This is a genomic window from Roseburia sp. MSJ-14 (genome assembly GCF_018918225.1).
In the GTDB taxonomy this organism is placed as follows: Bacteria; Bacillota; Clostridia; order Lachnospirales; family Lachnospiraceae; genus Petralouisia.
The window spans coordinates 242,185-263,166 of sequence record NZ_JAHLQD010000050.1 but is presented as its reverse complement, the minus strand read 5'-3'; the positions used below and the strand labels follow the sequence as shown (position 1 = coordinate 263,166).

20 protein-coding genes are annotated in these 20,982 nt (G+C 37.7%); 17 read left to right on the top strand and 3 right to left on the bottom strand.

Annotated elements, in window-relative coordinates; all coding sequences use genetic code 11:
* Positions 1 to 61 precede the first annotated feature (61 nt).
* The 3 genes from KQI83_RS14650 to KQI83_RS14640 all read left to right on the top strand — a co-directional run bounded on the left by KQI83_RS14650 (position 62) and on the right by KQI83_RS14640 (position 4,439).
* Positions 62 to 1,468 (top strand): radical SAM protein, encoded by a 1,407-nt coding sequence (locus KQI83_RS14650; protein WP_216559599.1) that lies wholly within the window; start codon positions 62 to 64, stop codon positions 1,466 to 1,468.
* A gap of 264 nt (positions 1,469 to 1,732) precedes the next feature.
* Positions 1,733 to 2,665 (top strand): D-2-hydroxyacid dehydrogenase, encoded by a 933-nt coding sequence (locus KQI83_RS14645; protein WP_216559597.1) that lies wholly within the window; start codon positions 1,733 to 1,735, stop codon positions 2,663 to 2,665.
* 25 nt (positions 2,666 to 2,690) lie between these two features.
* On the top strand, positions 2,691 to 4,439 hold the full coding sequence (locus tag KQI83_RS14640; RefSeq protein WP_216559595.1) for a M3 family oligoendopeptidase: 1,749 nt from the start codon (positions 2,691 to 2,693) through the stop codon (positions 4,437 to 4,439).
* Between the two features lie 11 nt (positions 4,440 to 4,450).
* Here the strand turns inward: KQI83_RS14640 and pdxR are convergent, their stop codons facing one another.
* Entirely contained in the window at positions 4,451 to 5,872 is a 1,422-nt protein-coding gene (gene pdxR, locus KQI83_RS14635; RefSeq protein ID WP_216559593.1) for a MocR-like pyridoxine biosynthesis transcription factor PdxR, read from the bottom strand.
* A gap of 127 nt (positions 5,873 to 5,999) precedes the next feature.
* Here pdxR and pdxS point away from each other — a divergent pair, with 127 nt between their 5' ends.
* Positions 6,000 to 6,875: a pyridoxal 5'-phosphate synthase lyase subunit PdxS gene (gene pdxS, locus KQI83_RS14630; protein WP_216559591.1), complete on the top strand. Its 876-nt coding sequence runs from the start codon at positions 6,000 to 6,002 to the stop codon at positions 6,873 to 6,875.
* Position 6,876: 1 nt separating this feature from the next.
* Positions 6,877 to 7,440: a pyridoxal 5'-phosphate synthase glutaminase subunit PdxT gene (gene pdxT, locus KQI83_RS14625; RefSeq protein WP_216559589.1), complete on the top strand. Its 564-nt coding sequence runs from the start codon at positions 6,877 to 6,879 to the stop codon at positions 7,438 to 7,440.
* 88 nt (positions 7,441 to 7,528) lie between these two features.
* On the opposite strand, the gene KQI83_RS14620 is transcribed toward pdxT, so the two are convergent.
* Complete coding sequence (locus KQI83_RS14620; RefSeq protein ID WP_216559587.1) at positions 7,529 to 9,280, bottom strand: LPXTG cell wall anchor domain-containing protein; 1,752 nt, start codon at positions 9,278 to 9,280, stop codon at positions 7,529 to 7,531.
* Positions 9,281 to 9,428: 148 nt separating this feature from the next.
* Between KQI83_RS14620 and KQI83_RS14615 the strand changes: the two genes are divergently transcribed.
* Entirely contained in the window at positions 9,429 to 10,187 is a 759-nt protein-coding gene (locus KQI83_RS14615) for a MerR family transcriptional regulator (RefSeq protein WP_216559585.1), read from the top strand.
* 22 nt (positions 10,188 to 10,209) lie between these two features.
* Here the strand turns inward: KQI83_RS14615 and KQI83_RS14610 are convergent, their stop codons facing one another.
* Complete coding sequence (locus KQI83_RS14610) at positions 10,210 to 11,169, bottom strand: zinc dependent phospholipase C family protein (RefSeq protein WP_216559583.1); 960 nt, start codon at positions 11,167 to 11,169, stop codon at positions 10,210 to 10,212.
* Between the two features lie 389 nt (positions 11,170 to 11,558).
* On the opposite strand from KQI83_RS14610, the gene KQI83_RS14605 reads away from it, so the two are divergent.
* The 11 genes from KQI83_RS14605 (at position 11,559) to KQI83_RS14555 (ending at position 20,958) form a co-directional block, all read left to right on the top strand.
* Positions 11,559 to 11,825 carry an acylphosphatase gene (locus KQI83_RS14605; protein ID WP_253295641.1) on the top strand — a complete coding sequence of 89 codons (267 nt, stop codon included), beginning with the start codon at positions 11,559 to 11,561 and terminating at the stop codon, positions 11,823 to 11,825.
* Between the two features lie 19 nt (positions 11,826 to 11,844).
* Positions 11,845 to 13,314 (top strand): polyphosphate:AMP phosphotransferase, encoded by a 1,470-nt coding sequence (pap, locus tag KQI83_RS14600; RefSeq protein ID WP_216559581.1) that lies wholly within the window; start codon positions 11,845 to 11,847, stop codon positions 13,312 to 13,314.
* A 15-nt stretch (positions 13,315 to 13,329) separates the two neighbouring features.
* A complete protein-coding gene (locus KQI83_RS14595; RefSeq protein ID WP_216559579.1) occupies positions 13,330 to 13,728 on the top strand; it encodes a PaaI family thioesterase in 399 nt (132 codons plus the stop codon).
* Between the two features lie 298 nt (positions 13,729 to 14,026).
* Positions 14,027 to 15,421 carry a magnesium transporter gene (gene mgtE, locus KQI83_RS14590; protein WP_216559802.1) on the top strand — a complete coding sequence of 465 codons (1,395 nt, stop codon included), beginning with the start codon at positions 14,027 to 14,029 and terminating at the stop codon, positions 15,419 to 15,421.
* Positions 15,422 to 15,557: 136 nt separating this feature from the next.
* Positions 15,558 to 16,109, top strand: coding sequence for a TetR/AcrR family transcriptional regulator (locus KQI83_RS14585; protein ID WP_216559577.1), 552 nt, complete (start codon positions 15,558 to 15,560; stop codon positions 16,107 to 16,109).
* 40 nt (positions 16,110 to 16,149) lie between these two features.
* On the top strand, positions 16,150 to 16,659 hold the full coding sequence (locus KQI83_RS14580) for a hypothetical protein (protein WP_216559575.1): 510 nt from the start codon (positions 16,150 to 16,152) through the stop codon (positions 16,657 to 16,659).
* Positions 16,660 to 16,724: 65 nt separating this feature from the next.
* On the top strand, positions 16,725 to 17,501 hold the full coding sequence (locus KQI83_RS14575; protein ID WP_216559573.1) for a hypothetical protein: 777 nt from the start codon (positions 16,725 to 16,727) through the stop codon (positions 17,499 to 17,501).
* 119 nt (positions 17,502 to 17,620) lie between these two features.
* On the top strand, positions 17,621 to 18,169 hold the full coding sequence (gene spoVT / locus KQI83_RS14570; RefSeq protein WP_216559571.1) for a stage V sporulation protein T: 549 nt from the start codon (positions 17,621 to 17,623) through the stop codon (positions 18,167 to 18,169).
* A 97-nt stretch (positions 18,170 to 18,266) separates the two neighbouring features.
* A complete protein-coding gene (locus tag KQI83_RS14565; protein WP_216559569.1) occupies positions 18,267 to 19,088 on the top strand; it encodes a bacteriohemerythrin in 822 nt (273 codons plus the stop codon).
* Positions 19,082 to 19,843: a tRNA threonylcarbamoyladenosine dehydratase gene (locus KQI83_RS14560; RefSeq protein ID WP_216559567.1), complete on the top strand. Its 762-nt coding sequence runs from the start codon at positions 19,082 to 19,084 to the stop codon at positions 19,841 to 19,843. Before KQI83_RS14565 ends, KQI83_RS14560 begins: the two co-directional genes overlap by 7 nt.
* 71 nt (positions 19,844 to 19,914) lie before the next feature.
* Positions 19,915 to 20,958: an aldose epimerase family protein gene (locus tag KQI83_RS14555; protein ID WP_216559565.1), complete on the top strand. Its 1,044-nt coding sequence runs from the start codon at positions 19,915 to 19,917 to the stop codon at positions 20,956 to 20,958.
* The last annotated feature ends 24 nt before the right edge of the window (positions 20,959 to 20,982 follow it).

Below are 20,982 nucleotides of genomic sequence, written 5' to 3'. Positions count from 1 at the left end.
AAATAGGATTAGAAGGAATGAAAAAAATTCTAATGCGTAAGATAAAACGGAGGGATATATTATGAGTAATTTATCACATGATTTGCAGAGAAAAGCCTTTAGTTTGGCAATAGACCAAACATTACGTCATGTAAATAAGGACAGGGAAAAAGGGCTTTTACAGATTTTAGACTTAGCCCAGAAGTTCATGGGAGATAATTTTACCAAGGAATCCTATGAAGGCGCAAAGAAAATGATTCAAAATCCGGATGGAAAGTGGATGCAGTATGTAAACCGCCTGTTAGATGAGGTGGATCCACATGTTGCCAAAATGACAGCATTAAACTTAGGATATGAAGCAGCATTTCGTGGAACGAAAACAATCCGTGAAATGAGAAAAGTACATAAATGCAATATTCCATGGCTAATCTTAATGGACCCAACCAGTGCATGTAATCTGAAATGTACCGGATGTTGGGCGGCAGAATACGGACATAAGTTGAACTTAAGTTTTGAAGATATGGACAGTATTATTACCCAGGGAAAGGAACTGGGAACCTATCTTTATATGCTGACCGGTGGAGAACCATTGGTGCGTAAAGATGATATTATCAAACTTTGTGAAAAACATAACGATTGTGAATTTCACGCATTTACCAATGGAACATTGATTGATGAAGCATTTTGTGAAGAAGTGCGCCGCGTAGGAAATTTATCCTTTTCTATTAGTTTGGAAGGTTTTGAAGCAGTAAATGACTTACGACGTGGAACCGGAGTGTTTGATAAAGTAATGCACGCTATGGATTTACTGAAAAAGTACGGATTGATTTTCGGAACATCCATCTGTTATACCAGCAAGAATATCGAGACAGTAACATCTGATGAATTCTTAGATATGATTATTGAAAAGGGATGTCGTTATGCATGGTACTTCCATTACATGCCGGTTGGAAATGATGCAGCAATAGACTTGCTTCCATCCAAAGAACAACGTGAATATATGTATCATAGAGTTCGTGAGATTCGTGGATTTGAAGGCGGCAAACAGATTTTTGCTTTTGATTTCCAGAATGATGGTGAATATGTGGGTGGATGTATAGCAGGAGGAAGAAACTACTGTCATATCAATCCAAATGGAGACGTAGAACCATGTGTATTCATTCACTATTCCGGTGCCAATATTCATGATGTAAGTTTGTTAGAGGCATTAAAGCAACCGTTGTTTATGGCATACCATGAGAATCAGCCATTTAACAATAACCATTTAAGACCCTGTCCAATGTTGGAAAACCCGGAAATTTTGCAGCGTATGGTAAAGGAAAGCGGTGCCAAGTCCACAGACTTACAGTCACCGGAATCCGCAGAGCATCTGTGTGGAAAATGTGCAGAGTATGCATGTCAGTGGAAAGAAAAAGCAGACGAATTGTGGAAAAAGCATCCACATGAGCCAAGAGGATATGTAAACTATAAGGTAGAAAAAGAGGCTTAAAATAGCATAGAATTGGAAAGGCAATCAGAAAAAGCAGAGAAAAAAATCGTGCTTCGTCTGATTGTTTTTTTATGCAATAGGAAATCGCGTCCCATTACATAAAAACGTTCCGCTAAGAAGGCGCACCTCCCGGAGATGAAATGAGTCGTAAACAATTAGCTGTAAATGGATAGGTCTTGAGAAAATCTGTGCGGGAACACAGTAGCCAAATGGAAAAAAACAGAGTATAATTTATGAGAAAAGGCAAAAGGAGGAGAACGTGAGATGAAGATAGTTTTTCTGGATGCAAAATCAATCGGAGAGGACATTGATTTATCAGGATATGAAGCACTTGGAGAAGTTGTAAAGTATGATTTTTCTACACCGGAAGAAGCCGCAGAACGCGTAACAGATGCAGATGTGGTTATCATAAATAAAGTTCCCATTAATGAACAGACAATCGGAAAGGCAGCGAATCTAAAATTGGTTTGTGTAACGGCAACGGGAACCAATAATTTAGATAAGGAATACTTGGATAAGCGTGGGATTGCATGGCGCAATGTAGCAGGTTATTCTACAGAATCGGTGGCACAGCACACCTTTGCTATGTTATTTTACCTGTTAGAACATCTTCCATACTATGATGATTATGTAAAAAGTGAAAAATACATAGGGGATTGTCTGTTTACACATTTTGATAAAAAGTTTTCCCAGCTTGCAGGAATGACCTGGGGAATTATCGGACTTGGTGCAATCGGAAGAAGAGTGGCAGATATAGCAAAGTGCTTTGGCTGCAAAGTAATTTACTATTCTACTTCCGGGAAAAACAGTCAGCCGGGATATGAAAGAGTGGACTTTGATACACTTTTAACACAGTCAGATATTGTATCTGTTCATGCACCGTTGACACCGGAAACAGAAAATCTCATGGACGAGAAAGCCTTCCACAAAATGAAACCCACAGCTATCTTCTTAAATGTAGGAAGAGGTCCAATTGTGGTGGAAGAGGATTTAGCACAGGCACTTGAGCAGGGAAAAATTGCAGCAGCAGGATTAGATGTACTTTGCGTAGAGCCTATGAGCAGTGAAAATCCACTAAGACGTGTAAAAGACAGTGATAAATTATTGATTACACCGCACATTGCATGGGCAAGTGTAGAGGCAAGAACCAGACTAATGGAAATTATTCTGGGACAAATAAAAGAATTTTTTGCATAAAATGACGCAATCGAAAGGAGATATTATGAATACAGAATGGTCATTAAAAGAAATTTATAATGGGTTTGATGATCCAAAGTATGAAGCAGACTTTAAAAAATTAGAAACTGCCATGAAGAAAGAAAAAGAACTGGTAGCGCAAGAAGGCACAAAGGATTTAAAAGACCTTGTAGAAGAATTAATCGTAGCAAATGAACAAGTGGCAGAGCTGGTATTTAATCTTGATACTTATATTTCTCTTATACAGTCTGTAGATACTGAAAATGGAGAAGCAATGGCGCAGCAGGGACGCTTGATGAAAATATGGTCAGAGGGTTCCGCAACACAGGCAGCAGCACAGAAAATCTATGCGAAAATTCCGGATGTAGATGCTATGGCAAAAGAAAGCGACCTGATTCGTGAATATACATTTATGTTAAAAGAAGCGAAAAAAGAGGCAGAACATCTCTTGAGTGATGAAGTAGAAGAGATGATTGCGGCTATGGATATTACAGGTGGTTCCGCCTGGGGCAAGCTGTTTTCCTATTTAACCTCTACGGTAAAGGTAGATTATCAGGGAAAAGAGATTACCTTATCAGAAGCTCGTAACCTTGCATACAGTCCGGATGCGAAAGTTCGTAAAGAAGCATACGAAGCGGAAATTGCATCTTATGAAAAGATTCAGGATTCCATTGCATTTTCTTTAAATAATATCAAGAATCAGTTTACTATGATTTGCAAAAAGAGAGGATATGCATCTCCGATAGATATGACTTTAGAACAGTCCCGCATGAGTAGAAAAACGCTGGATGCAATGATGACAGCCATTGAGGAATATCTTCCGGTGTTCCGTAAATATATGCGTAAAAAAGCAGAGATGTTAGGATACAAGAACGGTCTTCCTTGGTATGAACTGTTTGCTCCTATGGGAAAGAGTGATACCACTTATTCTTTGGAAGAGGCAAAAGAATATTTAGTGAATAATTTCGGAAAATTTTCACCGGATATGGCAGATATGATGAAAGAAGCCTTTGAAAATGAATGGATTGACTTTTATCCGAAGAAGGGAAAAGAAGGCGGAGCTTTCTGTGCAGGAGTGCCATCTATTAAGCAAAGCCGTATTCTTACCAACTATGATGGATATTTTGGTTCCATTCGTACTCTGGCACATGAATTAGGACATGCATTCCATAATGTGCAGATACAGGATCACCGTATGTTGAATCAGGATTACCCAATGCCGGTGGCAGAAACAGCATCTACCTTTAATGAGACACATCTGGTAAAAGCAGCGTTAAAGGAAGCAACCGGAGAAGAAAAGTTAAATCTGTTGGAAAACAGTTTGATGGAACATACACAGGTAATTGTAGATATTTATTCCAGATACTTGTTTGAAACATCTGTATTTGAACAGTGTCAGGACAAGTTTTTAATGGCAGAGGATTGTAAAAATCTGATGATAGAGGCACAGAAAAAAGCTTACGGAGATGGTTTGGACAGTAACTATCTGCATCCATACATGTGGGCATGCAAGAGCCATTATTATTCTTCCGGTCTTAGCTTTTATAACTTCCCATATGCATTCGGTGGATTATTCGCACTGGGACTTTATAGTAAGTTTGAAAAAGAAGGAGCAGACTTTGTTCCAAAATATAAAGCAATGCTCCATGCTACGCCGGTGTGCACCGTAGAACAGGCAGCAGCAATGGAAGGCATTGACTTGACAACTCCGGACTTCTGGAGACAGAGTCTTGCCCAGATTGAGGAGTTAGTAGAAGAGTTCTGTAAACTATAAGATAAATAAAACTATGCTAAATCCAGACAGGTACAAAGACGGTGAACAGCTTCAGGAATTTTCTCCGGTTCTAATCCGGAGTAATTCATGACTAAGGTGTGTTCCATGTTTTTTTGTGGATTATAGTAGTATTTAGACAGGCAGGCGATATGAAGTCCTGCCTGTTTTGCTTTTTCAATTAAGTCTTCATCGGACAATTTGGTGTCAAGCTTCAGTAGAAAATGCAAACCGGCATCTTCTTCCATAATCGTGGAGCGAGAAGCCAGCGGGCTGTTTTTAATACAATTCAAAAGAGTATCTCGCTGTGTTTTATAAAAATTTCTGGTGCGGTTGATGTGCTTTTCAAAATATCCCTGACTGATAAAGTGAGCAAGGGTGTACTGCTCGAAGTTGGATACCGTACAGGAGTAAAAGCCAAGCTGGCGGTAAAAGCGTTCCAATAAATGGTGTGGAAGCACCATATAGCTGATACGAATAGTAGAAGCAAGGCTTTTGGAAAAGGTGTTAATATAGATAACTTTTTCCATTACATCAATACTTTGTAGGGAAGGAATGGGTTTTCCCTGTAAACGAAATTCACAGTCATAATCGTCCTCGATAATATAGCGAGAAGATGATCTGGAAGCCCACCCCAGTAGTTCATAACGTCTGCTGATTGGAGTGACGATTCCGGTAGGGTAGTGATGAGAAGGCGAAATATGGATAATATCAGCTCCACTTTCTTCTAATGCTCCCAGTTCTACACCGTAGTTATCCAAAGGGATGTGTTTACAATTTGCCCGGTGACTGTTATAAATCTGTGCAATTTTTCGATAACCCGGGTCTTCTACGCCGAAAGTGTTGTTATTTCCTAACAGCTGTATAAGCAGTCCGTAGAGATATTCTGTACCTGCTCCAATAATAATCTGGGCAGGGTCTACTTTCATTCCCCGAAATTGAAATAAATATTGTGCAATGGCATTGCGAAGTTCCGGGATTCCACCGGCGGGAGGATTGGTCATAAGCGCATCACATTCCTCAGAAATAACTTCACGGATAATTTTTGCCCAAATGGAAAAAGGAAAATTATCGGCAGTAATACTATTGGAAACAAAGTCGGCAAAATAAGGTTTTTGCGTTACCGGAACTTCCGTTACCGGAGCATCTGTTACAGGAAAAAATGTGTTTGCGGTATTTTCCAAAACAGAAGTAGAGATATCCGCCACAAAATATCCTTTTTTAGGAAGGGAATAAATATAACCTTCTGCCATTAACTGGGCATAAGCATTTTCCACGGTAATGGTACTTATGTTCAGATTCTTCGCAAAATTTCGTTTGGAGGGCAGTTTTTCTCCAATGGTTAAAACCCCGTTTAATATGTCGTTTTTAATGCATTTATATAAATGTTCGTAAAGACTGTCTGAACCTAAATCGGCAAATGAATAGGTAAGCAATGGAAACTCCTTTCACAATCTGACCATTCTGAATATATTCAAAATGGATATTTTAATAAGGTCACTTTTGATTATAATAGGGAACATGTGAATTGTAAAGAAAATTGTAGGAAAAAGGAGAAACAAGATGGAACAGAAAAGATATGAATTAAATAAAGAATTAGCACAGATGTTAAAGGGTGGCGTTATCATGGACGTTACCACACCGGAACAGGCAAAGATTGCAGAAGAAGCAGGTGCGTGTGCAGTTATGGCATTGGAGAGAATCCCGGCAGATATTCGTGCAGCAGGTGGTGTGGCAAGAATGAGTGACCCCGCCATGATAAAGGGGATTCAGGAAGCGGTATCTATTCCGGTTATGGCAAAATGTAGAATCGGACATTTTGCAGAAGCACAGATTTTAGAGGCAATCGAAATTGATTACATTGATGAAAGTGAAGTACTTTCTCCGGCAGATGATGTTTATCATATTGACAAGACAAAGTTCAAAGTACCATTTGTATGTGGTGCAAAAGACCTTGGCGAAGCACTTCGTAGAATCAATGAAGGAGCATCTATGATTCGTACCAAGGGAGAGCCGGGAACCGGTGATGTAGTACAGGCAGTACGTCATATGAGAATGATGAACCAGGAAATTGCAAGAATCGGTTCTATGCGTGAAGATGAATTATTTGAAGCAGCAAAAGAGCTTCGTGTTCCGTTTGCATTAGTACAGTATGTACACGATAACAAACGTCTTCCGGTAGTAAACTTTGCAGCAGGTGGTGTGGCAACTCCGGCAGATGCAGCCCTGATGATGCAGTTAGGTGCAGAAGGTGTATTTGTAGGTTCCGGTATCTTTAAGTCCGGAAATCCACAGAAACGTGCGCAGGCAATCGTAAAGGCAGTTACCAATTATAACGATTATAAAATGCTTGCAGAACTTTCCGAAGACTTGGGAGAAGCAATGGTGGGAATCAACGAGCAGGAGATAGAGCTGTTAATGGCAAAACGAGGTGAGTAAAATGAAAATAGCAGTATTGGCAGTACAAGGAGCCTTTATTGAACATGAAAAGGTACTGGAAAGTCTGGGAGCAGAATGCATCGAATTGCGAAAAAAAGAGGATTTAGAACAGGACTTTGATGGTCTGGTGCTTCCGGGGGGAGAAAGTACCGTACAGGGAAAATTGATAAAAGAACTGGGTATGGAAGAGGAATTAAAAAAGCGGATACAAAGTGGAATTCCGGTACTTGCAACTTGCGCAGGAATGATTCTTTTAGCAGATGAAATTGAAGGGGGAGAATCTGCACACTTGGGATTACTTCCGGCTGTAGTAAAACGAAATGCCTATGGTAGACAACTGGGTAGCTTCTATACAGAAGCAGAAGTAGAAGGAATCGGAACGGTGCCTATGACTTTTATCCGTGCTCCTTATATTGAAAAGGTAAAGGGAGACACAGAAGTATTGGCGCAGGTAGACGGAAATATTGTAGCGGTAAAAAATAAAAATATGTTGGCATTGTCCTTTCATCCGGAACTGGATGAGGACAAGAGTATACATGAATATTTTTTGAAAGAGCTTTGCTAGAAGATAAGAAAATTATAAAAAATGCAAGCCAGAATGCTTTGAAAATGGAGTATTCTGGCTTGCGTTATGTTTATTTGTTGTAATTTAATTAATAGCGTGGATATTGTCTTTTTCTTGTCAATACGATTGTGCTACCACTTATGATAAGAAGAACTATCCAGAAAATAGCATAGCTGTTATCGCCGGTTTTGGGAGAATTGGAACTTTCCGGTTCTCCTATAATATGAAAACTTGTATTTGCTTTCATTTCTGCGCCATTTATATTTGATACAATTGACAAGGTATGTTCTCCTGTTTTTAATGTTTCCAGATATTCAGGTGTTAGTGTAACGATGGTAGAACCTTTTGATACCGTATAGTTTTTAGAATCAACAATCTTACCATCTATTTCTACACGAAGAAAATCTTCAAATTCTGCATTGCTGCGGAAGGTCAGGGAAGTATTACTGTTTTTTGTCCATCCGCCATTACTACCTTGGATAATAACCGGAGTTTCGACCTGTGGAGTTGTAGTTGGCGGAGTTTCGGTTCGTGGAGTTTCAGTCTGTGGAGCTTTATAGTCCGGATTTATTTCAGAGCATCCGTTCCTTCTGCATTTTTCAGCATTATTGCTGAAATCATGACCTAATGGTGCTCCGGAGGTGAATGTTTCTGTTCCTGCTGCTCCACATATTTCGCAGGATTTATAATATTTTGCTGCCGTGGTACAGGTTGCTGCACTTGCAAGGTATTTATCATTTGTAACATCAATCATTTTGTCATGAGTACATATGATTTCAAAATCTACACTTGCAGTCTTATCTGTATCAACGGTAATTTTTGCAGTATATGCACCTGGCTTTTTCGGTGCGCTACCCTGTGAAAGGGCACCACTGTTATCGGGGTCTGTTTTTAATTGTGTTCCCTTTAAATAATAACTGATGGTTGGAACTTGTAATCCGGCTGCGACCCAGTTTGTAGTATCCATGGTAGCTTCTTTTACAGTACCATCATATTTTGAATTATCTGCAAGAAGAGTTAGAGTAACAGGTGCGTCCTTGTAATTACAGGAACCCATAGCAACACAAGAGGCTTTTAATTGATTGGCATTTGCACCTGTTCCCACAGAATAATCCCAACTGTGTGTATGTTGCCACATGCCGATTAAAATCGTAAGTGCATAGTCGGAGTCGCATTTGATGTAGTCCCGATAAATGGTTGCATCCTGATGAAGAGAGGATATGTCTGCATATAAGTTTTCCGAGCATTTCATTGACATTCCGGGGTCAATTGTAATAGAGGAGTCATCTTTGCCATAGCCTCCGGATGATACTTTTATAGCTCCCCAGCCAAGTCCATGACCGGTTGCATAAAGAGAACCAGAAGGACTATTATTAATATGTATACTTCCATATCCCCAAAATGCGAAACTTCCATAAGTATCTTCAACACGTTTTTCACAGATTAATTCATTACTTCCGATTAAAGTGACATTAATTGTATCTACACAGCTCATAATCAAATCTCGGTAGCCTTTTAGTTTTAAATTACTAAAAGTCACATTGCGAAAGGTATCTGCGGGTGGCTCACTAAAATTTCCTAATTTTATGGTGTCTGATGTTGGAGCTGCCGTTGGATTCATGGCAATTGTAATATTATCGGTTAATATGGTAAGTTCTCCATTTTCATAAGTGTAGTCAGTTCCTTCAATAATTTCGGATGACTCTCTTGATAAAGTAAACGGTCCTGCAATGACAGAAGTGTTAGCTGCATTTACCCTTGGTGATATACTTAATATCATGCTACCTATGAGCGCAAGTGTAAGTATCTGGGTAACGATGCTTTTTCTCATTTGTTTCATAATTCATCCATCCCTTCTCGCTATATTTTGTTTTCAGGATATCTCTTTTTACTGGGAAATATCTATGTTATAATTATACTATTATGATACACCGTACATCGATGTACGATGCAATTGATTTGCAAAATATGTGGAAGGGGAAAGAGATATGAAAAAATTATTTTCAATTGGAGAAGCTGCACAGTTTGCAAAAATCACCAGAAGGATTATTTTAAATTATGAAACGCATGAGCTCATTACTCCTGATGTGAAAGACGGTCCATCGGGAAATCGTTATTACACAATAGATACTTTGACCAAAATCCGAACCATTCGGTCTCTTCAAAATTTGGGACTTTCTTTGGATGAAATTCGTGATTATTTTAACAATTCCAGTGACTTGTTACCGATAGTAAGACGTTTGGAAGCCCTGCGTGATGAGTTAAATTTGAATATTAAAATGTTATATGAACGTATTGACCGGGGATTCAATCAAGTTGAGGAAGTTACAATGCCGGAGCAAACGATTTATTGTCGTACAGAATATGCAGAAACCGTAGTAGAGAAAACAAACTTATTGCGTGACACTGCATTAGAAGCTATGCATGCATACGATACAAGTAGCGCAAAGTGTATTTATTTTACGGAGTGTCCCATAGATAATCCTAAAAAAGTAACATTTTGTGTTGTTATGCCGGCAGAAAGCGAAGGCAACAATATTGTTACGCTTCCTGCCACAAGGGCAATTTGTCTCTATTATCATGGTGCTTATGAGGGAATTCCTGCGTCACACCACATACTGATTGCCTATGCACAACAAAAGAGTCTTGAGCCAACAGGAGTGTTTCGTCACAATTTTTTAGAAGGTCCCCCTCAGCACAAAGATAAAAGTAAATACATTACTCAGATTATATTGCCCATAAAATGATATGGGAAAAGTATTAAAATAACTATTTTTCAGACGCTAACCCACTGTGGTAAGAATTGCATCCTAAGCGTTTTTTCAGAGAAGCAGTATAGCTTTGTTCTTCTTTGGAATGAGGAAAACAGGAAAAAACATGGAAGAGTTGTTTTAATATAGAAAGATATTCCTGTCGGGTATCATCCATTAAATCAAAAAAGGATGCTGTGGAAGTGAAGGACTTGTCCCATGGATTATGCCACTCTTTGTGAAGAATGTTTAACGGATCCAGATAAAAAGTCAGGCTGTCACTTGGTATCATAGAAGATAGCAGAGGATAGCCTAATGTCATGCCTTCCAGTTTGCGTAGTAGTACTTTTTTCTGACCGGAAGAATCTCTTAAAAGGCGAGTACCAAGCTGCATAGAGCAAATGGAAATATTCATGGTGCTGCGCCAAATGCCAAGTTCCGGATAGGTTTTGGCATAGACATAGTGTAGAATCGAAGCAATCGTGTGTCGTTGCAAAGGACTCAGCATAATGGTGGATTCCTGGCGAAAACGAGAAGGAGCCTTATGTTTATACAGTTGCAAAAGTTCTGCATCAATGTCCACTTCCAAGCGCATATGTGCACCATGGTAACGGGAGTTTTTTTCCTCAAAACGACTTTTCCAGTAAATATAAGGGTGACAATGGGTATCCAGTAGATAGTGTCCTAAAAATCCTGCAATGTAAGCCTCTGCAATTTTGTGTTCTTCGGAATCCGGAAATAGTTTTCTACTTTCAATCAGATAGTGCAAAAAAGTTCCGGTGCGTTTTTCATGGGCAATCGCACCAATATTATCGGCATGTACCAGATAAGACGGAAGAAAATAAAAGAAAACATCAGGTCCCTGAAGTCCGAGACTGTATGAAGCATGATTTTCGTGAATATGTTTTTTTATTTCAATGTCATCTAAATGCTTATAAGTGTTTAAACCAAATAAATAATGTGTTGTAAAACCGGGCATATCATTCATCTCTCTTAATCTTATTAATCTAAAGTATTCCTAGACTAACTATAGTATATACAACAAGTATAAAAAAGAATAGAAGAAAATGTAAAATGAGTAAGTTGTCAAGTGGACGTTTTACAATGAAGTTTGCTATAGAACATATTGATGAAGCAGAGTATGCAAACTAAAGTAAAAAAGATAATTATAACAGTCATTGTAATATGCGCAATCGGAATTCCATTAAGGAATGCGTATATATAATAAAAGTGCAGTAGAATTTAAAGATGAGAATATGAAAAGGGTTATGGCCAGTAAATTTATGTTTACTGGCTATTTTTCAATATTGCAGGAATGAAAAAAAATATTTATAATGATACTATATACAAAGGAGAATTATAAAAAACATGATAAGAGAACATATGATATTTACCGGAAGAGTGCAGGGCGTAGGCTTTCGCTATAAGGTATGTTATATAGCGAGGCATCATGGAATGACTGGATTTGCCCGAAACGAGTATGACGGTTCCGTTACGGTGGAAGTACAGGGAACCAAAGAGCAGATTGACGAATTAATTGAAATCCTGCAACATGACAGCTACATACGGATTGAGCAGATTCTAAGAGAAGAGATAGAACTGCAAGAGGAAAACGGATTTCAGATACAAGGCTGATGCCGAAGGAGGAGAAGGTATGCTAGAGAATTGGAACAAACCACAGAAACCGGAAGATGCAGAGTTAGAAGAAAGATTGAAGGCAGCCAGAGAAAAGTTGTCTGTACAGCAAATGTTAATAAAGGAGCATAATTTACCGGTATTGGTACTGTTTGAAGGCTGGGGAACGGCTGGAAAAGGAAGCGTATTGGGGAAAGTAATTCGTAATATTGATCCTCGTTTTTTCAAGGTGGCAACCATGGATATGCCAACAGAAGAAGAAAAGAGAAAACCATTTTTGTATCGTTATTTTGTAAAGATTCCAGAAGCAGGAAAATTTATGTTTCTAGATTCCGGTTGGATGGATGAAGTAACGGGAGATTGTCTTCAGGGAAAGTTAAAGGAAAAAAATTATAAGAAAAGAATAGAAAGCATCAAGCGTTTTGAACGTCAACTTACCGATAATGGGTATTTGGTAATGAAATTTTTTTTCCAGATAAGTCAAAAAGAGCAGAAAAAGAGAATCGAAGGGTTAGAGGCAGACAAAAATACCAGTTGGCGGGTGAGTGAAAAAGACAGTTGGCAAAACAAACATTATGAAAAGTGTCTGGCGGTATTTGACCGATACTTAAACGACACGAATGCATCGGCAGACCCATGGTATCTGATAGATGCAAAAAATAAAAAGTGGGCAGAATTGCAAGTGTTGGAAACACTGGTTAGTGGTATTGATACTGCATTGAAGAACAGTGCGATGGCAGTACCGTTGTTACAGAATGTATTTCCGTTGGAAAAAATACCTAAGTTACAGGAAGTGTCCTTGGATAAGGCACTTACAGATGAAGAATATCGGAAAAAGTTGCATGAATTGCAAAAGCAGTTAGGAGAGCTTCATAATAAATTATATCGCAAGAAAGTGCCTGTAATTATTGCCTATGAGGGCTGGGATGCAGCAGGGAAAGGTGGAAATATAAAAAGAATCACGGGAGCATTAGACCCAAGAGGATTTGAAGTGCACCCGATTGCCAGTCCGGAACCGCATGAAAAGGCAAGACATTATTTATGGAGATTTTGGAATCGACTACCAAAGACAGGACATATTGCTGTTTTTGACCGTACTTGGTACGGCAGGGTGATGGTAGAACGTCTGGAGGGATTTTGTAGCGAAAATGACTGGCAACGAGCTTATAATGAAATCAATGAATTTGAAAAAGAGCTGGCAGACTGGGGAGCTGTAATTATCAAATTCTGGGTTCAGATTGATAAAGATACTCAGTTAGAGCGATTTAATGAACGTCAGAATACACCGGAAAAACAGTGGAAAATTACAAAAGAGGATTGGCGTAATCGAGAAAAGTGGGATTTGTATGAGGGAGCAGTGAACGAAATGCTGCAAAAGACCAATACCGCATATGCGCCATGGCATATTTTAGAATCCAATGATAAAAAATACGCCAGAATAAAAGCGTTAGAATTTGTAATAGATGCCATTCAAAAGGCATTGAAGTAAGGAAGGAGCAGCAAAGTGTTACTAGAAGAGTGTCAGGAACTTTTAAAGCAGAATCCATTTGCAAATCTATTAGACATGGAATTGCTTGAAGTTTCAGAAGGATTTGTAAAGGCAAAGATTCCGTTTCAGGATAAGATACAAAACATATACGGAGATTTTCATGGAGGAGCGTTGTATTCCGCAGCAGATACTTTGTGCGGAATAGCAGCCTCTTCTTATGGGTATTATGTGACAACCATAAATGGAAGCATTCAGTATTTAAAAGCAGGAAGAAATACAGAATATGTTATTTGTGAGGCAAAAGTCATTAAGCCGGGAAGAAATATTTCGGTAGTAGAATTTCAGATTATGGATGAACGGGATATGTTGTTGAATACAGGAACCTTTCATTTTTACAATTTGAAAAAGAAGTAAAGAAAACTTTACTTGACCTGAAAGGGCAGGAAATATATAATAGTGTTGAAATTTTCAAGGAGGTGGAATTCATGGACAGTTGTGATAGTACGGGACGAAGTACATATATCGGTGGCATTTTGAATGTTTTCGGAATACAGGTGTCTATGAAAATCTGACATCTCATATATGAAATATGCTTTCTGATACCATCGATTTATATTCCGATACTATAAGCTGAAACTTGTAGGTCTGCTTTAGGATATAAAGCGGTGGATTTTTTATGCCCTTTTTGAGGCAAATAGGAGGCAGAAAAATGATGAGAAAAGAAGTATTAAAAGAACCAACTTATGTAGAAGAATTATTAGAAATATTTAGAAGTGGTTTAGGAAAAGAGGAACTTTTGAACAAGCTCTCAGATTACCATGAGAGTGATATTGCAGATGCGCTTGAAGAAATGAGCGTAGAGGAAAGAAAAAAGATTTATCCGGTTCTTGGTGCAGAGTATGTGGCAGAAATATTTTCTTATATTGAGGATGCTACACAATATTTGCAGGAAATCCATATTGAAAAGGCTGCAAAAGTAATTTCTGAGATGGATGCAGATGATGCGGTAGATATTTTGGAAAATATGGATGAAGATATTCGAAGGAAAATCGTAGAACTTTTGGATGAAGATGCCAGTGAAGATGTAAAGCTGATTTTATCTTATGAAGAGGATGAAATCGGTAGTGAAATGACCACGAATTTTATTGCAATAAATAAGGGTCTTAATATCAGACAGGCAACTCATGAACTGATTAAACAAGCAGGAGATAATGACAATATTACGACTATTTATGTAGTTGATGAAAAAAATCATTACTATGGTGCAATCGATTTAAAGGACTTAATTATAGCCAGAGAATATCAGGATTTGAATGATTTGATTTCTACATCTTATCCATATGTAAATGCTCACGAGAAAATCAGTGAGTGTATCGAAAGACTGAAAGATTATGCAGAGGATTCCATTCCGGTGTTATCTGATTCCGGAGAAATTCTCGGAGTTATTACTGCATATGACGTTGTTGAAGCAGTGGATGAAGAAATGGGTGATGATTATGCAAAGCTGGCTGGTCTTACTGCCGAAGAAGATTTAAAGGAAACTACTTTGCAGAGTATGAAAAAAAGACTTCCATGGCTTATTATTCTGTTGTTTCTGGGAATGGGCGTATCTTCTGTAGTTGGCATTTTTGAAACTGTTGTAGCAGTGATTCCTCTTGTGATGTGTTTTCAATCGTTAATTCTTGATATGGCAGGAAATGTGGGAACACAGTCACTGGCTGTAACCATAAGAGTTCTTGTGGATGAAAATCTTGAAAGTAAAGATAAAATAAAACTCATTTTAAAAGAAATGAGAGTAGGCTTAGCAAACGGTCTGTTCTTAGGTATTATGGCATTTTTATTTATAGGATTATATGTTTGCTTACTCAAGGGAAACGGAATTGGTTATTCCTTTTTGGTATCCGGATGTGTGGGAGTGGCACTCATGCTATCCATGGTAATTTCAAGTCTGGTTGGAACATTAATACCTATATTTTTCAATAAAATTAAAATCGATCCGGCGGTTGCATCAGGTCCGTTGATTACAACGGTAAATGATTTAGTTGCAGTAATTACCTATTATGGATTGGTTTGGATATTACTTATTGACATATTAAAGATTGGATAGGAGAAAATAAAAAGGAAAGGTTGGCACATATCATGGGATGTGTGCCGACCTTTCTTTGAAGTATTGACATTGTTGCACACATGTGTCATGCTTTATTAGAGAGTTAGACAAAACGAACCCGGGCGGTGTAAATTATATGAAAGAGTCGTTATCTACAAAAGAAATTATCAAAGATACATTGCTAAATTTGCTGAGGGAACAAAATTATTCTCAAATTCAAATGAAGAAAATTGCAGAAAAAGCCAATGTAGGAAGAAGAACATTATATCGGTATTTTCAAACCAAAGACGATATTGTCAAGTATATTTCCGATTCTCTAATGGATGAGTTTGCGGATGCATTGTTAGAAAATGATGCCATAAGATTAGAAGAGACTACGAAGACCTATTTTTCCTTCTGGGAAAAAAATATAGAGATTTTTCATTGCTTGGATAATAGTCATCTTTTACACCATATCGAAGACCATCTTGCAGAGTATATCATGCAGGTGGCACTTAAAACTAAAATGAAAGATATAGATATGAATTTACAACAAATTCTTTTGAAGATGTCTAAACAAGAACTATATGGTTTCTATTTTACGATAGCGGGGTATTGGGAACTGACAAAACGTTGGATGAGAGAGGAGAATAGAGATACACCGGAAGAAATAAGCCGGATTGTGTTAGAGATATTAGCGGAGAAATAGGCAAAAGAAATTTGGCAGATTTAGAAAGGAATGGAGAAAAATGGATTTTTTAACAATTTTAATTGAAACAGTTGTATTAACAATTTTATTTACCATAGCAGTAATAGCAGGGAGTCAGAATCCTGTAGATACAGTTTATGATATGCCGGAACCTATTATAAACAGATGTTTGCAACTGGGCTTAATCGATGAGAGTAAGAAGGCAGACAGTTTTCAAACCAGAATGCGAAGATTAAGTGCAGCATTTGTAGTTACAGTGGTAATGGCGTTATTTCTGTATTTTATAAATCATGCAGAGAGCTTTATACAGGGATTTATGATTTCTTATATTATATGGCTGGTAATTGACTGGTATGATTGCTTTGTCATTGATTGGGGATGGGTATGCCATAGTAAAAAGCTGATTATTCCGGGAACAGAGGATTTAGTTGATTCTTACAAGGATTACAAATTTCATTTTATAGGGAGCCTAAAAGGAATGGTATTAGGACTTCCTGTGTGTCTGATGGTAGGAGTTATCGTACAGATTGTTAATTGGATTATAAAATAGTGAAAAGAGGGGAATGGTATATCATTGTTACTTATAAGTGTTTATGATAAAATAAAAGACAAATGATGAAACAAAATATAACAGAAACGATTGTAATCAACATAGAAGACAAAGTTGATCCGTATTATTTTACCGTTTTAAAAGATAGATACGAGAAGGTACCAACAGAATATCAAGATGCCAAGACATTATTTGAAATGTATGCAGAAAAAATGGTCATGGTTCCACTCTGTAAGGAGGAGAGTGAGCAAGGAGGTATCTCTCGATATGAACCAGCCAATAAAAAGATTTGGATTGATGTGCAGAAGGATATATATGCCATAGAATCAGGTGGAATTTTTTTTCATGAGTTTGCCCATATGGTTGTGGATTTAAATCATATGTATGAAAAGGATGTTCCTATAGGAAAGTTTAAAGAATTTTCAGAAGCACTAATTGCCGAGGCTTCAGATTATATCGGTAAATGGGAAAAGCAAGCATCAGAACTGGCTGAAAAATATAGGGTTGCACCGGAAAGACGGGAAAAATTCATTTACAATAAGACCATGGAATTAATGAAAAAAGATATCTTGGAAAGTAATAGTTGCTTTTTTCCGTATGGGAGTCTGTCCGACATTTTAGACGGAGGTAGTCATGATAAATATCAGATTTCCCAAGGTCATTGTCCGGAAGATGGACATGCGTATTGGGAATTACCTTATCACCTTCCGGATGAGGCATTTGCGGATATTTTTAGATGCCAGATACTTGGATTGAAAGAGGAGATTACTAAAATTAAAAAGATTTTTTCAAAATCATATGAGATGTACAATACAATACTCAAAAGTATCATAAATAAATGAAGATGTTATGAAATATTGTAAAGTAAAAGTGGTTTATTAATTTAGCACCCCAAGTATAATCCGGAGAAATTTCCACATAATAACTCCAAAGCTCAAATTTAGCATTGGAGGAAAACATTATGAAAGCTACAGGAATTGTTAGAAGAATAGATGATCTTGGAAGAGTGGTGGTGCCCAAAGAGATTCGGCGTACATTGCGAATACGAGAAGGCGATCCATTAGAAATATTTACCGGACGAGAAGGAGAGATTATATTAAAAAAATATTCGCCGATTGGAGAGTTAAGCCAGTTCGCCGGACTATATGCAGATAGTCTTGCACAGAATACAGGATGCCTTATTTGCATAACCGATAAGGATCATGTAGTAGCGGCAGCAGGAAGTGGAAAGAAAGATTACGATGGAAAACCTATCAGTAGGCAACTGGAAGAGGTCATTAATGAGCGGGAAAATTTTCTGGCAAGAACGGGAGAAGAGGAATATATAAAAATAACCTTAGATGATGCAGCACAACATTCGGCGCAGGTAGTTACAACAATTATCTGTGAAGGAGATGCAATCGGTGCAGTTATTCTATATAGTAAGGAAGAAAAGTCGGAAGTAGGAGAAACAGAAATAAAGCTTGCAAAAGTTGCGGCTACTTTTTTAGGAAGACAAATGGAACAATAGAGAAAGAAAAGAAAACAGTTTATAAAAAGTATATCTGTTTTCTTTTTTTTATGGTAAAATAAAAGCAAAATAAAGATTCATACAGGGAGGTAGTATTATGTATCGTTTTACAGAAGATTGCCTGATTGGAATTGATCAGATTGATGAAGAACACCGTCATTTATTCGAGCTTATTAATGCAGTTATGGATTTGCTTCATAATGATGCAATTGCAGATAAGTATCACCAGCTCAATGCCTTGCTGGATGATTTAAAAGAATATGCAGATACACACTTTGAGCATGAAGAAGCATATATGGAGAGTATACAAGATCCGGAGCTGGCTGTACAAAAACAGCAGCATCAGGAGTTTCGAGAGAAAATAGACAGTCTTGATATACAGAGTAAGGATAGCGAAGAAGAACAAAAAGAAATGTTGGAAGAAATGATGATGTATCTTACAAAGTGGCTTTATCATCATATTTTAGGCAGTGACATTATGATAGGAAAACTGCATTCCATACAAGAAAATCCAAGTGTTTTCGATGAAAAATATTATACCGGTATTGAATTTATTGATGAAGAGCACCGCAGATTGTTCGAGATTATAGAAGAAGCCAATCAATTGATAAAAGCGGAGCTTTTGCATGATAAATACGATGAAATTGTAAGAATCTTAGGCGAACTGAAAGAATATACCCAGGAACATTTCAAAGACGAAGAAGAATACATGGAACGAATTGGATATTCAGGATTAGAAGCGCAAAAACGCGCACATGAAGCCTTTGTGGAAAAATTAACAGAGATTAATTTAGAAGAGGTGGATGAACGCCAACAGGAATATTTAGAAGAGCTTATGGAATTTTTACTTGGTTGGTTAATCAATCATATTCTAAAAGCAGATAAAAAAATTGGAGAAGAAAGTAAGAAAGAATGTTAAATCAATTTTCAAGAACAGAATTATTAATAGGGAAAGACGGAATGGAAAAACTGGCAAATGCCAGAGTAGCAGTGTTTGGAATCGGAGGTGTCGGCGGATATGTAGTAGAAGCCTTAGCCCGTAGCGGAGTAGGAACACTGGACTTGATAGATGATGACAAGGTATGTTTAACCAATATTAATCGTCAGATATTTGCTACCAGAAAAACCGTAGGAAAATATAAAATAGAGGTTGCAAAGGAACGAATTTTAGAAATCAATCCGGATGCAAAAGTAAATCTGCATCAGACATTTTATTTGGCAGATACCGCAGACCAGTTTGATTTTTCACAGTATGATTATGTGGTAGATGCCATAGATACCGTAAGCGGTAAACTTCAACTGGTAGAACAGGCCAATAAGGCAGGAGTTCCCATTATGAGCTCTATGGGAGCAGGAAACAAAATGGACCCAACAGCGTTTGAAGTAACAGATATTTATAAGACCTCTGTGTGTCCATTGGCAAAAGTTATGCGCCGGGAGTTAAAAAAGCGTGGAATTAAAAAATTAAAAGTTGTGTATTCCAAAGAAAAACCATTGGTACCCATTGATGATATGGCAATCAGTTGTAAGGCAAACTGCATCTGTCCGCCGGGAACAGTAAGAAAATGCACACAACGCCGACAAGTGCCTGGTAGCAATGCTTTTGTACCATCGGTAGCAGGGTTAATTATTGCAGGAGAAGTAGTAAAGGATTTAATCGGATATGGGAAATAGCACTTGTATTTGATAAACTACGAGTATAAAATAAAATCAATAGTGAAAACGAATATGCAGGAGGAATTCAAATGGAAAAAATATCATTTGGAAGAACAAAAAAGGGTGAAGAAGCAACATTATATGTATTGGAAAATAAAAATCATACTACGGTAAAAGTAACCGATTACGGAGCAGCTTTGGTAGCATTTGTATTTACAGATAAAAATGGAAAAAGGCGAGATGTAGTATTAGGTTATGATGATGTAACAGGTTATGAAGAACATGGCAGTTATTTTGGAGCAACCGTAGGAAGAAACGGAAACCGTATTGCCAACAGTCAAATGGTGATTAACGGAAAAGTTTGGAAGATAGAGGCAAATGAGAAGGGGAATAACCTTCACAGCGGAAAGAACGGATTTAACAGCCGTATGTGGAAGGTTGCAAAGTCTTCGGATACCAGCATTACATTTTCTCATTACAGTCCACAAGAGGAACAAGGCTTTCCGGGAAATATGGATGTAGAAGTAACTTATACCATTACGGAAAACGATACTTTAGAGATTTCTTATCAGGCAAAGGCAGATGCAGATACGGTTATGAACTTTACCAACCATACTTATTTTAATTTAGGTGGACAGGATAGTGGAGTAATTACAGGACAAAAATTGCAGATTTTGGCAGATGCTTTTACACCGGTAAAAGATTCTACCTGTATTCCAACGGGAGAAATCGTACCGGTAGAAGGAACTCCAATGGATTTTAGAACGATGAAGCCAATCGGACAGGATATTGATGCAGATTTTGAACAGTTAAAGTTTACAGGCGGATATGACCATAACTATGTTTTGAGTGATAAAACAGGCGAGATGCGAGTTATGGCAAATGCATACTGTGAAGAGACAGGTATTGCCATGGAAGCATCTACCGATTGCTGTGGGGTACAGCTTTATGCAGGAAACTTTATCGGAGCACAGAAGGGTAAAAATGGAGTTACTTATGGTGACCGCAACGGTTTCTGTTTGGAATCCCAGTTCTATCCAAATGCAGTAAATCAGGAGAATTTCCCATCTCCGGTTGTAAAAGCAGGGGAATTATATACCTCAAAAACTACATATAGATTGTATTTAAAATAGGATAAAAACAATCCCATAAAAAAA

What these genes read in the sequence shown, in the direction of transcription:
- KQI83_RS14605 (WP_253295641.1), top strand. Translation starts at nt 11,559, where the DNA reads ATGATAAGAGAACATATGATATTTACCGGAAGAGTGCAGGGCGTAGGC.
- pdxT (WP_216559589.1), top strand. Translation starts at nt 6,877, where the DNA reads ATGAAAATAGCAGTATTGGCAGTACAAGGAGCCTTTATTGAACATGAA.
- KQI83_RS14585 (WP_216559577.1), top strand. Translation starts at nt 15,558, where the DNA reads ATGAAAGAGTCGTTATCTACAAAAGAAATTATCAAAGATACATTGCTA.
- pap (WP_216559581.1), top strand. Translation starts at nt 11,845, where the DNA reads ATGCTAGAGAATTGGAACAAACCACAGAAACCGGAAGATGCAGAGTTA.
- KQI83_RS14565 (WP_216559569.1), top strand. Translation starts at nt 18,267, where the DNA reads ATGTATCGTTTTACAGAAGATTGCCTGATTGGAATTGATCAGATTGAT.
- KQI83_RS14555 (WP_216559565.1), top strand. Translation starts at nt 19,915, where the DNA reads ATGGAAAAAATATCATTTGGAAGAACAAAAAAGGGTGAAGAAGCAACA.
- KQI83_RS14560 (WP_216559567.1), top strand. Translation starts at nt 19,082, where the DNA reads ATGTTAAATCAATTTTCAAGAACAGAATTATTAATAGGGAAAGACGGA.
- KQI83_RS14615 (WP_216559585.1), top strand. Translation starts at nt 9,429, where the DNA reads ATGAAAAAATTATTTTCAATTGGAGAAGCTGCACAGTTTGCAAAAATC.
- KQI83_RS14640 (WP_216559595.1), top strand. Translation starts at nt 2,691, where the DNA reads ATGAATACAGAATGGTCATTAAAAGAAATTTATAATGGGTTTGATGAT.
- KQI83_RS14575 (WP_216559573.1), top strand. Translation starts at nt 16,725, where the DNA reads ATGAAACAAAATATAACAGAAACGATTGTAATCAACATAGAAGACAAA.
- KQI83_RS14645 (WP_216559597.1), top strand. Translation starts at nt 1,733, where the DNA reads ATGAAGATAGTTTTTCTGGATGCAAAATCAATCGGAGAGGACATTGAT.
- KQI83_RS14650 (WP_216559599.1), top strand. Translation starts at nt 62, where the DNA reads ATGAGTAATTTATCACATGATTTGCAGAGAAAAGCCTTTAGTTTGGCA.
- pdxS (WP_216559591.1), top strand. Translation starts at nt 6,000, where the DNA reads ATGGAACAGAAAAGATATGAATTAAATAAAGAATTAGCACAGATGTTA.
- KQI83_RS14620 (WP_216559587.1), bottom strand. Translation starts at nt 9,280, where the DNA reads ATGAAACAAATGAGAAAAAGCATCGTTACCCAGATACTTACACTTGCG.
- mgtE (WP_216559802.1), top strand. Translation starts at nt 14,027, where the DNA reads ATGAGAAAAGAAGTATTAAAAGAACCAACTTATGTAGAAGAATTATTA.
- spoVT (WP_216559571.1), top strand. Translation starts at nt 17,621, where the DNA reads ATGAAAGCTACAGGAATTGTTAGAAGAATAGATGATCTTGGAAGAGTG.
- KQI83_RS14580 (WP_216559575.1), top strand. Translation starts at nt 16,150, where the DNA reads ATGGATTTTTTAACAATTTTAATTGAAACAGTTGTATTAACAATTTTA.
- KQI83_RS14610 (WP_216559583.1), bottom strand. Translation starts at nt 11,169, where the DNA reads ATGCCCGGTTTTACAACACATTATTTATTTGGTTTAAACACTTATAAG.